The organism is Pseudomonas sp. W3I7 (genome assembly GCF_030816095.1).
Classification (GTDB): Bacteria; Pseudomonadota; Gammaproteobacteria; order Pseudomonadales; family Pseudomonadaceae; genus Aquipseudomonas; species Aquipseudomonas salomonii.
Map to the genome: position 1 here is coordinate 6,129,241 of NZ_JAUSXP010000001.1, position 15,761 is coordinate 6,145,001.

The following is a 15,761-nucleotide window of genomic DNA, read 5'->3' on the forward strand; positions in this document are numbered from 1 at the left end:
TCGCAACAACTTATAGGCGTCAACCATGCATCAACTTTTGCTTGAACAAAAAAAACTGCAACTGTGTAGCCATCCGTTATTTGCAGAAATAACCTCACTTAACAAGTTACAACTTTTTATGGAGCAACATGTATTTGCTGTTTGGGATTTCATGAGTCTGGCTAAACGCCTGCAGCAGGACCTGACGTGCATGCAATTACCCTGGCTGCCGGCCGCTGACCCGCAAAGCGCACGCCTGATCAATGAAATCGTGCTTGGCGAAGAATCAGACGAACATCCAACACGTGGCCACTGCAGCCACTTCGAGCTGTACCTGGAGGCGATGGCCGAAACCGGTGCAGACACCACTCCCATCCAACGCTTCATCGACCTGCAGCGCCAAGGCGTCGAGGCAAACACGGCGATGCAAATGATCAATGTGCGCCCCGGCGTGGCGCGCTTTGTCAGCAGCACATTGCAGATCGCGTTAAGCGCACCTACCCACTGTGTGGCGGCAGCGTTCCTCCACGGTCGCGAAAGTGTCATCCCATCGATGTTCGAACGCATTCTGCAGGGCGACGTCTCCATGGCGCGACAGGCTCCCCTGTTCTGTCACTACCTGAGCCGCCACATCGAGTTGGATGCCCAGGATCATGGCCCAGGCGCGGAGCAGTTGCTCCAGCGCCTGATCGGAGCCGACCCGGCACGCCAACACCAGGCGGATGAGACCGCCCTGAGCGCCATAGAGAACCGCCTCGGTTTCTGGGACGACGTACACGCCTCGCTACACGAGGTACAACCATGAGCACCGCAGACTACCGCGCGTTTGCCGAAGATTGGGAGCGGCGCGCCACCATCCGCACACGCCCCCGGCGCCTGCTGGAGAACGACGACCGCTTGATCTTTCCGGTCTGCCGCCAACCCTTGGTGCTCAGTGCGACTTTTGTTGAGCACTGCCCCCAGTGGCGCGACTTCGTGCTGACGCAAAGTTTCTACAAATTCATCAATGACGTGGTGATCTTCGAAACCGAGATCGTCGACACGACCGCCCGCAGCATTGCCAAGAATCGCTTCGCGCTGCCCTTCCCCCTTGCCTGTCGCATTGATGCGATGACTGTGGTGGTCGATGAGGATTACCACGCGCTGGTCGCCCTGGACTTCCTGCAACAGACCATTGAACTGACCGGCATACAACCGCTTGAGCTGCCCACGCAAATCGAACTGAGCCGGGCCTTGCCGGCCGCCCAGGCGCTGGCACCGCACCACCTGCGCGATGCGGTGGCGTTGATTGGCGTGGCCATCGCCGAGAACACCGTCACCCACGATGTCGCGGCATTTGCCAAGGACGGCAGCGTCAAGGCTTCGATTCGCGGCTTGATGGCCGATCACTTGTTTGACGAAGGGCGCCACGCCCAGTTCTGGACGCAGCTGGTGCGTCTCTACTGGCAGGCAGCTAGCCCGGCAGACCGCGACAGCATCGCCGTAGTCCTGCCGACCTTTTTGACCCACTACCTGACTAACGCGCTGCACAAAGACTTCGACCTGCGACTGGTCGAACACCTGGATATCGGTACCGACATCCGCCAAGCCCTACGCGACGAAGTCACAGCACTGCACTTTCCCATCAGTCGCCAGCACCCGTTGCTCGGCAACATCATCGGGTTCCTGCAGCACAGCGGCGTGCTGCATACCCCAAGCGTTGCCCGCGCCCTGAGCGATTACCTGCCCGAACCGGGGAGGCAGGCATGAGGCGGCTGAGTATCGGATGGGGCGGTACCAGCCAAGCCCTGATGGCGCTCAAGCAAGCGCTCGAAGATTACGGGCACGCCAGCGCAACGCAAACCTTCGACCTGTTCATTGAGGACGGCACTCAACCTGCGCTTGCACACGGCGCCACCAGCCAACGGTTAAGCCTGCGGCTGGGTATCGGCCCAGTGTCCGAAAGCGGACTGCCCTCGTTGCAGTTACGCTGCTACGACCGTGATCGACGTGTGCTGACGGTACACACCGTTGCCGAGGAGCCCAGCGGCAACGGCCAACGATTGCGCCGGCAGGCGACTGACGCACTGGTTGAGTGGGCCACGGCACTGGTCAGTGGGTTCTCGAGGGCCGCGGAATTCTTTGCCGCCTGCACCACCACTAACACCTGGCCGGAGCACAGTTTGCACGGGCTGGACGGCCTGGCGTTTGGGCATCGGTTCAATCGCACCGACCAGCCGGCATTGTTGCAGGCGGCCCAGGTGCCGATGATCGAGCGACTGCAGGCCAGCCTGCACGCCTTCGCCGAACGTCCAGCGCTGAACATCGCGGGCAGCGTGCTGACTTACCGCCAATTGCAGCTTCGCGCCCTGTCGATCCAACAACGCCTGCATCCTTTACTGGGAGGCGTTGAGACGCCGGTGGTCGGCGTGTGCCTGGAAAAGTCCGTCGAGCTGTATGCCAGTATTCTCGCAGTGCTCGGTTGCGGCGCGGTGTACTTGCCACTGGCCCCGGATCATCCGCCACAGCGCCAGCAGGCCATGCTGGAAAGTGGCAGCGCTAAGGTCTTGCTGGACAATGGCCGGCACCCTTTGCGCGAGCATTTCACGACACTGAATGTCGACAATATTGACTCGAGCCACGCCGACATCACGCAGCCATTGATACAACGTCGCGCCAGCATCGACGCACCGTGCATGGTGCTGTTCACCTCGGGCACCACCGGCCAGCCCAAAGGCGTACTGCTGAGCCAGGGCAACCTTGCGCATTTCACCGGTTGGGCCGGCGCCAGCCTCGCGTTGGATGAATACAGCCGTGTCCTGCAATTTTCGCCGCTGAGTTTCGATTCATCACTGATCGATATTTTCCCGGCCCTGATCGCCGGTGCCGAGTTGATCCTCCCAAGCGAAGCGCAGCGGCGCGACCCTCAGCAACTGGTCGAGCTGATTCGCCAGCAGCGCATCAGCCATGCTTTTTTGCCGCCAGCGCTATTGAGCATCCTGCCGTTGGATCAGCCTCTGGGGCTTACCCATCTGTTGACCGGCGGCGATGCCTGCGAACCGCATGTGATCGAACGATTGGCGGGCCAGTGCCAGTTGCACAATCTCTATGGCCCTACCGAGACGACAGTGCTGGTCACCCATCGGGTGTTGCGCCCGGCAGACAGCAATCGCAACGTGGGGCGCCCCATCGCCAACAGCCAGGTGCTGATCCTCGATGACGCGCTGCAACCGGTGGATGAGCAGGTAATGGGCGACCTGTACATCACAGGCCCTGGCGTAGGGCTGGGGTATGTGACCGCGCCGCCGCACGAGGGCAATCCATTCGTCGAGCTGACGCTGCCGGACGGCCACGCGCTGAGGGCTTACCGCAGCGGCGATCGCGCAAAATGGACCGCGGACGGTATCGAGCTGGGTGGCCGACGGGATGATCAGGTGAAGATCCGGGGCTTTCGCGTCGAACCCCAGGAGATCGAACAGTGCCTGCGCAGCAGTCGGTTATTTCGCCAGGTAGCGGTGGTGATCGACCGTGATCGACGAATTCTCGGTTTTGTTGCCCAGCCAGAACCGGGCGCAACGGTGGCAGCCCTGAAGCAACATGCGCAACGGTGGTTGCCGGATTACATGCAACCCGAGCGCTGGGCAGAGCTGCCAGGCATGCCCAGCAACGCCAATGGCAAGATCGACCGCCAAGCCTTGCTGACGATGCCCGGGCACACCACGCCACGCGTCCCCTGCGCTGCGGCGCAAACGCCTTTGCAAGCGCAACTGGTGGCGCTGTGGAGCGAATTGCTGAGCATGCCTGGCGCTGAGCTGGGCATTGACGACAGTTTTTTCAATGTGGGCGGCCACTCCATCTTGCTGTCGACCTTGCTGCTGCGTGTGCGCGAACAGTTTGGTCGTAGTCTGTCTTTGAGCCGTTTTTTTGAAGCGCCTACGATTCGCACCCTAGCCGTGCTGATGGAAGACGGTGCATTACCTTTTGCAGCGTCATGCCAGATGGAAAAGGATGCATCCCAGCCGCTGGACCTGTGCACGCTGCCACCGGAGTCTGCAGGCGACCCACGCAAGGTGATCGTCACGGGCGCCAACAGCTTTGTGGGTGTACATCTGGTCGAAGCGCTGTTGGCGGGCGGGGCCCGTGAGGTGGCGTGCCTGGTGCGCGAACGCCCAGGGCACTCGGCGCCAGCACGGTTTGCCCAGGCACTGCGCGAGTACCACCTGGAGCATCTGGACCTGAGCCGCGTGAGCGTCTATGCCGCTGACATCAGCCTACCCCGGCTGGGCCTGGCCTGTGATGTCTATGACCACCTCGCCCGCAACCATGGAGTGTTGGTGCACAACGCCGCCCGGGTCAACCATGTGCTGGACTACACCTCATTGGCCCGGGACAACGTCGAACCGGTGCTTGAGTGCCTGCGCCTGTGCGAAACCCATAGCAAGAAAGTCTTCAACTTCATCTCCACGCTGTCAGCCTGCAGCAGTATCGACACTCAGGGTCGCGTCCTCGAAACACCAGCTGTTACCACGTTGCCGCTCTATCTCAAGAATGGCTACAACCTTTCCAAATGGGTCGCCGAGCGGCTGGTGGGGCGTGCGGTCGAGCAAGGTGCCTGGGTGAACATTCATCGACCGGGGAATATTGCGTTCAACAGCCACAACGGTGTGTGCCAGCCACAAAACAACCGCTTGATGCTGATGCTCAAGGGGTCGCTGCAGTTGGGCCTGGCGCCCCGCCTGGAGGTGAATTTCGACCTGATGCCGGTGGATTTCCTGGCCCGTTTCATTGCGTTCCACTGCGGCCAATTTGTGGCACGGCGAAACGTCTTCAACCTGCATAACCCGCAGCCCTTGAGCTGGGACCACTACCTGGATGCATTCAGCCAGGCCGGCCATCTTTTCGAACGGGTGAGCGTCGCGCAGTGGCAAAGGGTGTTGCAAACGGTGGGGCCCGATAACGCGCTGTTTGGCGTGCTGGGTTTTTACCTGGATGACCTCGCGGAAGACATCAGCGACGTCTCAATGATTTGTCACGACAACGCACGCCAGGGTGTGGCAGCGATGGGCGAGCAGTACCCGCACAAAGACCCTGCGCTGTTGCGCAAAGGCTGCGACCACCTCAAGGCCATTGGCTTTCTCTGACCCGCTTCAGGACTTTTTATGAAACCGCTGCAACCCGATACATTAATCCGTAACCCGAATGGCGCGCCGTTGGTAGCGTCTGTTGACGTCGCGTGCGATGCCGCTCGCCTGTGGAGTGTGGTGGGAAATTTTGCAGGCTTTGATGCCTTCATTCCGGCCCTGTCGCACATCGAAATGACGGGAACCGGCGTGGGCGCATTGCGGCGTAAATTTTTCCACGATGGGCACCACGTCGTTGAGCAACTCAATAGTTGGGACAACGAAGCGATGTGCATGACCTGGACCACCCTCTACAACACCTTGGGTGTCGCCCGGCTATGGGCCGCCATGCGTGTGGAGGCACTTGACGCGCAACGTTCCAGGGCGACCTGGACGCTGATCGGCGAGCCGGTCGATATGCCGCAGGCGGAGTTTGAACAGTTTGTGCAGGCTTTCGCCGACAGCGCCTTGGAGCATGTGCGCCGGATGTTCGGTTGATCAGCCGGCGCGAGGGACCTCGCGCCGGCTGAGACCGGTCAGATCTTGAAACTGTCGACCAGCTGCTTCAATCGACTGGCCTGCTGCGACAGCGCATCACAGTCCTTGAGCGTCTCGTTGAGGTTGGCGACGCCTTGCTGGTTGAGCAAGTTGATCTGGTTGATATCAACGTTGAGGGTTTCAACCACGGCGGTCTGCTCTTCGGTAGCGGCCGCAACCGATTGGTTCATGCCATCGATCTCGACGATTCGCTGCGTCACGCTGACCAGGCGCTCACCCGCCTGGTTGGCCACTTCAACGCTTTCTTCGCTGGAGACCTGGCTGGCGTTCATAGTGGTCACGGCTTCACGCGAGCCCACTTGCAGCGAAGTGATCATCTTGTGGATCTCTTCGGCCGATTCCTGGGTCCGGTGCGCCAGGTTACGCACTTCGTCGGCCACCACGGCAAACCCGCGCCCGGCTTCACCCGCACGCGCAGCCTCGATCGCCGCATTGAGCGCCAGCAGGTTGGTTTGCTGAGAGATGCCTTTGATCACATCCAGGATGTGCCCAATGTTATCGGTGCTGGCATTGAGGGTTTCAATCTGCGTGCAGGACAAGCTGATCTTTTGCGACAGTTCCGACATGGCCAGGATGGTTTGCTCCACCACCTTGCGCCCGTCGTCCGCTTGCTCACTGGCACCGCTGGCATGCTGCGATGCATCGGCGGCGTTGCGGGCGATTTCCTGGGTGGCGGCGCCCAGCTCGTTGATGGCGGCAGCCACGCTGTTGGTGCGCGCGCTTTGCTCGTCCGAGCCGATGATCGAGGCGTTTGACGAGGCCATGACGCGCTGGGACAGGTCATGGACCTGGCGCGTGGCTGAAGACACTTCGGAGATAGAGGCGTGGATACGTTCGACAAACTGGTTGAACGCACTGCCCACTTCGCCGAACTCGTCCTTGCTGGTTACATCCAGGCGGCGCGTCAAATCGCCTTCGCCCTGGGCGATGTCCTGCATGGCCACGCCCATGGTGGTCAGCGGGCGCAACAGCACTTGGATCAGCAGGCTGAGCAGCACGGCGATCGCTACCACGGCGATCAACATGGCGATCAGTGCCGATGTACGGAATTTACTGAGCGGTGCGTAGGCTTTGTCTTTGTCGATCGACAGGCCGATGTACCAATCCGCCCCCGGCAAACCACTGATCGGGGTGAATGACAAAATACGGTCCTGGCCGTTGAGCACAACGTCCTGGCTGACCTTCTCGATACGCAGGCTGGTGCCTGGGTAGATGTCCTTGAGGTTCTTCATCACCTGGCCCTGATCGGGACTGACGATGACCTGGCCGTCGGCGCTGACCAGGAACGCATGGCCAATACCGCCGAAATCCACCGAGTTGATGATCTTCACCAGGGTTTGCAAACTCAGGTCACCGCCCACTACACCGAGCAGTTCGCCGTTCTTTTTGACCGGCAGGGCAATGGTCACGATTTGCCCGCCAACGGCCGCCATATAAGGCGGAGTCAGCATGGTTTTATCGGCGGCGACCGCTTGCTTGTACCAGGGGCGCTGACGAGGGTCGTAATCGTCGGGCATCTTGGCGTCAGGGCGCTGGGTGAATACGCCGTTGGTTTGGCCGACATAGGTGAACTGGAAGTTCGAGGTGAGCGCAGGCTGGTCGACCAGCCCTGGCAGGTCGGCACCGCTGCCTTGGTGAGCAACGTTTTGCGCCAGGCTTTCGAGGACCAGGATGCGGCCACTGAGCCAGTTCTGCACGCTGCTGGCCGTGAGCTCGCCCGATTGCTGGATAGACGACTCAAGGTTTTGTTTGATGGTGCTGCGCTGCAGGTAATCGTTGTAGAGGGTAAATAGCGCGAAGGCCAGAACCACGACGCCTGATGCGGCCAGTAGAATTTTATGACTGAACTTGAGATTCATTTCATCGACTTCTTTTGCCAAAGGGGGGTGAGCGTGCCGAGTGGAACATTCCATGTAACGGGATAGGCCGGCTCTTCGGCCGCTCTATTTCGGTGCACGCATGGCTCGTCAGGCTTTCGGCCACGCCAGGAGAAATCTTAGGAATTTGTGAGAAGCATCCTTATTTTGAGTGGGAAACCGACCAGTGGTAGAGGCTCAGCGTTCGGCGTTGCAAAATTTTTCTGCCTCCCAGACAATGCGACTAATTATCATTTGTGACGCTTGGCCAGGCCTGCCTGAATGCCCTCTACTGACTACATTGCGTGCGAACGTGTTGTACACACGCTTTACAGCACCCACCACAACTGGCTCAACACCTGGCTGCGCAGTCGCTTGGGCAATGCCGCCGATGCTGCGGACCTGGCGCAGGACACGTTCGTACGCCTGCTGCAAAAAACCGAACGCTTTGAGCTCAAGGCGCCGCGTGCATTTTTGCGCACCATCGCCCGGGGACTGGTGATTGATCACTGGCGCCGCGAAGAAATCCAACGGGCCTACCTGGAGTCCATCGCTCACTTGCCGCAAGCGCTGGCACCCAGCGCCGAAGCGCGTGCGTTGGTGGTGGAGCTTCTGGAGGAAGTCGCCCGCCTATTGGACGGATTGAAGCCCAAGGTGCGTAAAGCGTTTTTACTGGCTCAGTGCGATGGGCTGGCTCACCAGCAGATCGCAGAGCAGATGGGCGTATCGTTGCGCTCGGTGGAGCGGTACGTCGCTGAAGGGCTGTATCACTGTTATGTCCTGCGCTATGAAACCTGACGCCAATGGATAACGCCGCGCGCTCCGGGCCGGATCCCCAAGTGGTCAAACAGGCGATCAGTTGGGCGCTGCGCCTGCGTAACAACCGTGCGAATGTGCGCTTGCATGCGCAATGTGAACATTGGCGTGAAGCTCACGATGACCATGAATTGGCGTGGCAACGGGTGCAGGCGCTACAACGGGAATTGAACAGCCAGATGGCGGCGATTCCAGGGGCGCATGTGGCACTGGAAAACGTCGCACAAGGCTTGGGCCGACGACGGGCACTGAAGGTGTTGTCGGGTGTGGTGTTGGTGGGTTCGGCGGCGTGGGTAAGCCGGGACATGACCGGCTGGCAGCGCTGGACGTCCGATTTCGCAACCGCCACCGGCGAGCGGCGCAGCGTGCAATTACCGGACGGCACACGCCTGCAACTCAACACCGACAGTGCGGTGAACCTCAATTTCAACTCGCAGCAGCGCCTGATCACGTTGGTGCGCGGGGAAATCCTGGTGACCTGCGGTGCGCCATCTTCAGCGCCTTTGCTGGTACACACTCGCCACGGCCTGCTCGAAGGCATCGATGGGCGTTTTACCGTGCGCCAAGACAGCGAGTGCACGCGCTTGAGCGTGGTCAGCGGCAATGTGGCTATCCATTCACCGCCTACGGCCGATGGCCTGGCGACTCAAGTGCACACAGGGGAAACCTATCTGATCAACCAGGCGCACGCCGCGTTATCGGCTCCGCTAACTATGGACATGGGCGCCTGGGCCGATGGGCTGATTGTGACGCGGGACATGCGCCTGGCCGACTTTGTATCGGAAGTGGGGCGCTACCGCCCGGGTTATCTGGGCTGTACCGCAGAGATCGGCGACTTGCGGCTGTCAGGGGTTTTCCGCCTGGAAGACACCGACAAGTTGCTGGCGATCGTTGCGCAGACGCTGCCCGTTCAAGTGCGCTATCGCACGCGTTGGTGGGTGAGCCTGGAACGCCTGGCCTGACTTTTTTGTGTTTTTTTGGCGGCTTTTTTCCGTAAGCCCGGCTTAGACAGTAAGCCTCTTTATCTGCCTTACCGGCCTCTACGGACCTTGATCATGACTGTGCGTTTTCTCAACGATTCACCAGACTTCTCCTACCCTCTTCTGGCCAAGGCCATACGCGTAGCGTTACTGTCGACGGCAGTGGGCATGGGCGCGGTTCCGCTGGTTGGCATGGCTGCGCAAGCGGGCAGCGAACACATTCATCAGCGCTATGACATCCCTGCCGGCCCGCTGAGCGACGCGCTCAATCAGTTCGCCCGTCAGGCGGGCATTACGCTTGCCAGCACCCCAGCGCAGACACAGGGCCTGGAGTCGCCAGGGCTGCACGGTGAATATTCCGCTGAGCAGGGCCTGAATTATTTGCTCAATGGCTCGGGGTTGCAGGCCGCCTCACAGGATGGTGCCAGCTTCGTCCTGCAGCCGCTGGCGCAAAGCAGCACGCTGACGTTGCCCCACCACCGACATCAAAGGCTTCGCCCTGGGTAATGCGCTGGGCAGCATGGACGGCTACAACGCGACGCACAGTCAGATCGCCACCAAGACCAGTACGGCGCTGCTGGAAACCTCGCAAACCGTCTCCGTGGTCACACGTGATCAGATGGACGACCAGGGCTCTCAGACCGTGGCCCAGGCCATGCGTTACACCCCTGGCGTGCTGACCAACCCCTATGGCGCAACCCACCGCTATGACTACGTGGCGATGCGCGGCTTTAACGATGGCTCGGTCGATAACATCTACCTGGATGGCTTGAAGTCCATGGGGGACAGCGGTACTTACAGCACCATGCAGGTGGACCCGTACTTTCTTGAACGCGTGGACATTCTGAAGGGGCCATCGTCTGTGCTGTACGGGCGCAGCTCGCCTGGAGGTCTGGTTGCACTGACCAGCAAGAAGCCGTTGTATGAGCCCTACCATCAAGTCCAAGCGACAATCGGCAGTAACGGGCAACGCGGGATGGGTTTTGACCTCAGCGGGCCGGTAGACGATGACAAGCGCGTAGCCTATCGACTGACCGGGCTGGCGGATAAGTCCGACACACAATTCGACCACGCCAAAGAAAAACGCTACGCACTGGCTCCGACAGTGAGCATCGACTTTACCGAAGACACGTCGCTGACGCTGCAAGCCTATTTGCAGCATGACCCTGAGGGTGGTTATCACGGTGGTATGCCGGCGGACGGCGCACTGCATCAGCGCAATGGCCAGCGTATCTCCAACCACTTTTTCGAAGGTGAGCCTGGGGTAGATGGGTACAAGCGTGACCAGCAGTCGTTTGGCTATCAGTTCGAACATCGCTTCAACGATGTGTTTACTGCGCGACAAAACTTCCGCTATCTCGACTCCAAGGTAAAGCTGGACCAGGTATATGCCTATGGCTGGACCACGCCGACCAGCAATGAGCTGAACCGCTATTACTCCGGCGGTGATGAAAAGCTGCATGCGTTCATTATCGACAATATGCTGCAAGCGGAATTTTTTACCGGGGCGACCAAACATACGGTGCTGATGGGCGCGGATTATCAGCGGCGTAAAACCGTGGTGGACTGGACCAGCGGCTCATTGCAGCCGATCAACGCGTTTAACCCGGTCTATGGCAATTCGGCGATCAGCAATGCCAACCTGACCAGCTATTTGCGACGACTGGAGCAGACAGGTGTCTATCTGCAAGACCTGATTGAGATGGATCAATGGCGGTTCTCCCTGGGACTGCGCCAGGACTGGGTAGAGACGTCGGATGAAAACCGTATCGCCGAAGCGGGCCGACCGTTGGGTAAGGAGATCAGCGACAAACGTACCAAGCTGACGGGGCGGGCGGGGGCGTTGTACCTGTTTGATAACGGCCTGGCGCCGTATGTGAGCTATTCGGAGTCTTTTAACCCGAACTCCTATTCCGACAGTGCGGGCAACCCGCTGGCACCGACTAACGGGACACAGTGGGAGGCGGGTTTGAAGTATCAGCCGCCGGGGACTGACGACCTGTTTACCGCATCGTTGTTTCGCATCGACCAGGAAAACCTGGCTACCAAGCTACCGCAGGAAAACTTCTATCGTGCGGTAGGCGCCGTCCGCTCACAGGGACTGGAGCTGGAAGCCCATATGCAACTGACCGACAACCTGAAGCTTTTAGGCAGCTATACCTTCACCGACATCAAGTACTCCAAGTCGATGGTGAGTACCTTGAGCTCCGCCGACAATCTGATCGAGAACAAAGGCAACTCGCCGACCCAGGCGCCTCGGCATATGGCGTCGGTATGGGCGGACTACAGATTCAATAACGGCACCCTGGACGGTCTGCGTCTGGGCGGGGGCGTGAGATATGTCGGATACAGTTGGGCAGATGCCGAGAACACGATGAAAGTGCCCGCCTATACATTGTTTGACGCTTCGGTAGGGTACGACCTGGGCAAGGTAGGCCTGAAGGGTGTGGATGTAAGGCTCAATGCCAACAACCTGACCAATGAGAGCTATGTGGCTTCGTGTGCCAGCTTGAACTTCTGCTACCTGGGTGAAGAGCGTAATGTCAGTGCGACGGTCAGTTATCAGTTCTGATCCGTTATAGCTTCTAACAAGCCGGCGTCTGATTCTAGGTGCCGGCTTTTTTGTGGGTGTCGTCAGGTTGCCTTTGTCCAGCCCAGACGTATACGTGAGCGGTCTGCAGCCGGGGCATTATTATCCCCTTAAACGACAAAACCCCTGTCTGCGTTAGCAGACAGGGGTTTTGGAATTTAATCTTGACGATGACCTACTCTCACATGGGGAAACCCCACACTACCATCGGCGATGCATCGTTTCACTGCTGAGTTCGGGATGGGATCAGGTGGTTCCAATGCTCTATGGTCGTCAAGAAATTCTGTGTACCAGTCCGTTGCGCTAGCAACGTGCCGGTGAAATTCATGGACTTCTACATAAACAAAACCCCTGATTGCGTTAGCAATCAGGGGTTTCGGAATTTAATCTTGACGATGACCTACTCTCACATGGGGAAACCCCACACTACCATCGGCGATGCATCGTTTCACTACTGAGTTCGGGATGGGATCAGGTGGTTCCAATGCTCTATGGTCGTCAAGAAATTCGGGTACTGAGTCGTAGCCAGATGGCTTCGCTTCAGCAAATTGGGTATGTGATAGCTTTCGGTGTTTTGTGAGCGTCGAACTTTCGGTTCATCTCGTCTTCACACACCGCAATCTGATGCTCTTTATTAGAGAGTCGACTCAAATTGCTTGGGTGTTATATGGTCAAGCCTCACGGGCAATTAGTATTGGTTAGCTCAACGCCTCACAGCGCTTACACACCCAACCTATCAACGTCGTAGTCTTCGACGGCCCTTCAGGGGACTCAAGGTCCCAGTGAGATCTCATCTTGAGGCTAGTTTCCCGCTTAGATGCTTTCAGCGGTTATCTATTCCGAACATAGCTACCCGGCAATGCCACTGGCGTGACAACCGGAACACCAGAGGTTCGTCCACTCCGGTCCTCTCGTACTAGGAGCAGCCCCTCTCAAATCTCAAACGTCCACGGCAGATAGGGACCGAACTGTCTCACGACGTTCTAAACCCAGCTCGCGTACCACTTTAAATGGCGAACAGCCATACCCTTGGGACCGGCTTCAGCCCCAGGATGTGATGAGCCGACATCGAGGTGCCAAACACCGCCGTCGATATGAACTCTTGGGCGGTATCAGCCTGTTATCCCCGGAGTACCTTTTATCCGTTGAGCGATGGCCCTTCCATACAGAACCACCGGATCACTAAGACCTACTTTCGTACCTGCTCGACGTGTCTGTCTCGCAGTCAAGCGCGCTTTTGCCTTTATACTCTACGACCGATTTCCGACCGGTCTGAGCGCACCTTCGTACTCCTCCGTTACTCTTTAGGAGGAGACCGCCCCAGTCAAACTACCCACCATACACTGTCCTCGATCCGGATAACGGACCTGAGTTAGAACCTCAAAGTTGCCAGGGTGGTATTTCAAGGTTGGCTCCACGCAGACTGGCGTCCACGCTTCAAAGCCTCCCACCTATCCTACACAAGCAAATTCAAAGTCCAGTGCAAAGCTATAGTAAAGGTTCACGGGGTCTTTCCGTCTAGCCGCGGATACACTGCATCTTCACAGCGATTTCAATTTCACTGAGTCTCGGGTGGAGACAGCGCCGCCATCGTTACGCCATTCGTGCAGGTCGGAACTTACCCGACAAGGAATTTCGCTACCTTAGGACCGTTATAGTTACGGCCGCCGTTTACCGGGGCTTCGATCAAGAGCTTCGCGTTAGCTAACCCCATCAATTAACCTTCCGGCACCGGGCAGGCGTCACACCCTATACGTCCACTTTCGTGTTTGCAGAGTGCTGTGTTTTTAATAAACAGTCGCAGCGGCCTGGTATCTTCGACCGGCATGAGCTTACGGAGCAAGTCCTTCACCCTCACCGGCGCACCTTCTCCCGAAGTTACGGTGCCATTTTGCCTAGTTCCTTCACCCGAGTTCTCTCAAGCGCCTTGGTATTCTCTACCCAACCACCTGTGTCGGTTTGGGGTACGGTTCCTGGTTACCTGAAGCTTAGAAGCTTTTCTTGGAAGCATGGCATCAACCACTTCGCTAACTAAAAGTTAGCTCGTCATCAGCTCTCGGCCTTAGAATCCCGGATTTACCTAAGATTCCAGCCTACCACCTTAAACTTGGACAACCAACGCCAAGCTGGCCTAGCCTTCTCCGTCCCTCCATCGCAATAACCAGAAGTACAGGAATATTAACCTGTTTTCCATCGACTACGCTTTTCAGCCTCGCCTTAGGGACCGACTAACCCTGCGTCGATTAACGTTGCGCAGGAAACCTTGGTCTTTCGGCGTGGGTGTTTTTCACACCCATTGTCGTTACTCATGTCAGCATTCGCACTTCTGATACCTCCAGCAAGCTTCTCAACTCACCTTCACAGGCTTACAGAACGCTCCTCTACCGCATCACTTACGTGATACCCGTAGCTTCGGTGTATGGTTTGAGCCCCGTTACATCTTCCGCGCAGGCCGACTCGACTAGTGAGCTATTACGCTTTCTTTAAAGGGTGGCTGCTTCTAAGCCAACCTCCTAGCTGTCTAAGCCTTCCCACATCGTTTCCCACTTAACCATAACTTTGGGACCTTAGCTGACGGTCTGGGTTGTTTCCCTTTTCACGACGGACGTTAGCACCCGCCGTGTGTCTCCCATGCTCGGCACTTGTAGGTATTCGGAGTTTGCATCGGTTTGGTAAGTCGGGATGACCCCCTAGCCGAAACAGTGCTCTACCCCCTACAGTGATACATGAGGCGCTACCTAAATAGCTTTCGAGGAGAACCAGCTATCTCCGAGCTTGATTAGCCTTTCACTCCGATCCACAGGTCATCCGCTAACTTTTCAACGGTAGTCGGTTCGGTCCTCCAGTTAGTGTTACCCAACCTTCAACCTGCCCATGGATAGATCGCCCGGTTTCGGGTCTATTCCCAGCGACTAGACGCCCTATTAAGACTCGCTTTCGCTACGCCTCCCCTATTCGGTTAAGCTCGCCACTGAAAATAAGTCGCTGACCCATTATACAAAAGGTACGCAGTCACCTAACAAAGTAGGCTCCCACTGCTTGTACGCATACGGTTTCAGGATCTATTTCACTCCCCTCTCCGGGGTTCTTTTCGCCTTTCCCTCACGGTACTAGTTCACTATCGGTCAGTCAGTAGTATTTAGCCTTGGAGGATGGTCCCCCCATATTCAGACAAAGTTTCTCGTGCTCCGTCCTACTCGATTTCATGACTAAGAGATTTTCGCGTACAGGGCTATCACCCACTATGGCCGCACTTTCCAGAGCGTTCCGCTAATCTCAAAGCCACTTAAGGGCTAGTCCCCGTTCGCTCGCCACTACTAAGGGAATCTCGGTTGATTTCTTTTCCTCAGGGTACTTAGATGTTTCAGTTCCCCTGGTTCGCCTCTTACGCCTATGTATTCAGCGTAAGATAACCATCTTATGATGGCTGGGTTCCCCCATTCAGACATCTCCGGATCAAAGTCTGTTTGCCGACTCCCCGAAGCTTTTCGCAGGCTACCACGTCTTTCATCGCCTCTGACTGCCAAGGCATCCACCGTATGCGCTTCTTCACTTGACCATATAACCCCAAGCAATCTGGTTATACTGTGAAGACAACATTCGCCGAAAATTCGAATTTCTCGATTAAGAGAACTCACAAATTTTACCTTAGCCTGATCCGTTACCAGTGAAAGTAACGTTCAGTCTATCTTTCTATCACATACCCAAATTTTTAAAGAACGATCTAATCAAAGACTAGAAATCAACATTCATCATCAACCTGATGGAATGCTCATTTCTAAGCTTTCATAACGTAGAAGCAGTAGTGGTGGAGCCAAACGGGATCGAACCGTTGACCTCCTGCGTGCAAGGCAGGCGCTCTCCCAGCTGAGCTATGGCCCCG

The 15,761-nt window shown here is 57.5% G+C and carries 7 protein-coding genes, 1 tRNA gene, 3 rRNA genes and 1 pseudogene; 7 read left to right on the plus strand and 5 right to left on the minus strand.

The genetic code is table 11. The annotated features are described in order from the left end of the window. Positions 1–25 precede the first annotated feature (25 nt). From QF043_RS28015 to QF043_RS28030, 4 genes are read left to right on the plus strand one after another with little or no spacing between them, the layout of a single operon-like run. Positions 26–784, plus strand: a complete 759-nt coding sequence (locus QF043_RS28015; protein WP_307420975.1) for a DUF3050 domain-containing protein — start codon at positions 26–28, stop codon at positions 782–784. Beyond that, the gene (locus QF043_RS28020; protein WP_307420976.1) at positions 781–1,728 is read left to right on the plus strand and encodes a diiron oxygenase; all 948 of its coding nucleotides are present in this window, start codon (positions 781–783) and stop codon (positions 1,726–1,728) included. The genes QF043_RS28015 and QF043_RS28020 overlap by 4 nt, the downstream gene beginning before the upstream one ends. Next, entirely contained in the window at positions 1,725–5,099 is a 3,375-nt protein-coding gene (locus QF043_RS28025) for an amino acid adenylation domain-containing protein (protein ID WP_307420977.1), read from the plus strand. The genes QF043_RS28020 and QF043_RS28025 overlap by 4 nt, the downstream gene beginning before the upstream one ends. Positions 5,100–5,117: 18 nt before the next feature. Continuing rightward, positions 5,118–5,576: an SRPBCC family protein gene (locus tag QF043_RS28030; RefSeq protein WP_307420978.1), complete on the plus strand. Its 459-nt coding sequence runs from the start codon at positions 5,118–5,120 to the stop codon at positions 5,574–5,576. A 38-nt stretch (positions 5,577–5,614) separates the two neighbouring features. Here the strand turns inward: QF043_RS28030 and QF043_RS28035 are convergent, their stop codons facing one another. Next, on the minus strand, positions 5,615–7,495 hold the full coding sequence (locus QF043_RS28035; RefSeq protein WP_307420979.1) for a methyl-accepting chemotaxis protein: 1,881 nt from the start codon (positions 7,493–7,495) through the stop codon (positions 5,615–5,617). 279 nt (positions 7,496–7,774) lie between these two features. On the opposite strand from QF043_RS28035, the gene QF043_RS28040 reads away from it, so the two are divergent. From QF043_RS28040 to QF043_RS28050, 3 genes and pseudogenes are all read left to right on the plus strand, one after another. After that, positions 7,775–8,290, plus strand: coding sequence for a sigma-70 family RNA polymerase sigma factor (locus tag QF043_RS28040; RefSeq protein WP_307420980.1), 516 nt, complete (start codon positions 7,775–7,777; stop codon positions 8,288–8,290). After that, the gene (locus tag QF043_RS28045) at positions 8,287–9,270 is read left to right on the plus strand and encodes a FecR domain-containing protein (RefSeq protein WP_373460793.1); all 984 of its coding nucleotides are present in this window, start codon (positions 8,287–8,289) and stop codon (positions 9,268–9,270) included. The genes QF043_RS28040 and QF043_RS28045 overlap by 4 nt, the downstream gene beginning before the upstream one ends. A gap of 93 nt (positions 9,271–9,363) precedes the next feature. Beyond that, positions 9,364–11,860 (plus strand): annotated as a pseudogene (locus QF043_RS28050) (TonB-dependent siderophore receptor). 180 nt (positions 11,861–12,040) lie between these two features. Here the strand turns inward: QF043_RS28050 and rrf (QF043_RS28055) are convergent. From rrf (QF043_RS28055) to QF043_RS28070, 4 genes are all read right to left on the minus strand, one after another. Beyond that, positions 12,041–12,156, minus strand: a 5S ribosomal RNA gene (rrf, locus tag QF043_RS28055). A 109-nt stretch (positions 12,157–12,265) separates the two neighbouring features. Continuing rightward, a 5S ribosomal RNA gene (rrf, locus tag QF043_RS28060) occupies positions 12,266–12,381 on the minus strand. Between the two features lie 164 nt (positions 12,382–12,545). Next, positions 12,546–15,437 (minus strand): 23S ribosomal RNA (locus QF043_RS28065). Between the two features lie 247 nt (positions 15,438–15,684). Then, positions 15,685–15,760, minus strand: a tRNA-Ala gene (locus QF043_RS28070). Position 15,761 lies beyond the last annotated feature (1 nt).

Bases quoted from the DNA above. Each gene is read 5' to 3' on its own strand.
- QF043_RS28020 (WP_307420976.1), top strand. From the start codon at position 781: ATGAGCACCGCAGACTACCGCGCGTTTGCCGAAGATTGGGAGCGGCGC.
- QF043_RS28025 (WP_307420977.1), top strand. From the start codon at position 1,725: ATGAGGCGGCTGAGTATCGGATGGGGCGGTACCAGCCAAGCCCTGATG.
- QF043_RS28015 (WP_307420975.1), top strand. From the start codon at position 26: ATGCATCAACTTTTGCTTGAACAAAAAAAACTGCAACTGTGTAGCCAT.
- QF043_RS28030 (WP_307420978.1), top strand. From the start codon at position 5,118: ATGAAACCGCTGCAACCCGATACATTAATCCGTAACCCGAATGGCGCG.
- QF043_RS28035 (WP_307420979.1), bottom strand. From the start codon at position 7,495: ATGAATCTCAAGTTCAGTCATAAAATTCTACTGGCCGCATCAGGCGTC.
- QF043_RS28040 (WP_307420980.1), top strand. From the start codon at position 7,775: ATGCCCTCTACTGACTACATTGCGTGCGAACGTGTTGTACACACGCTT.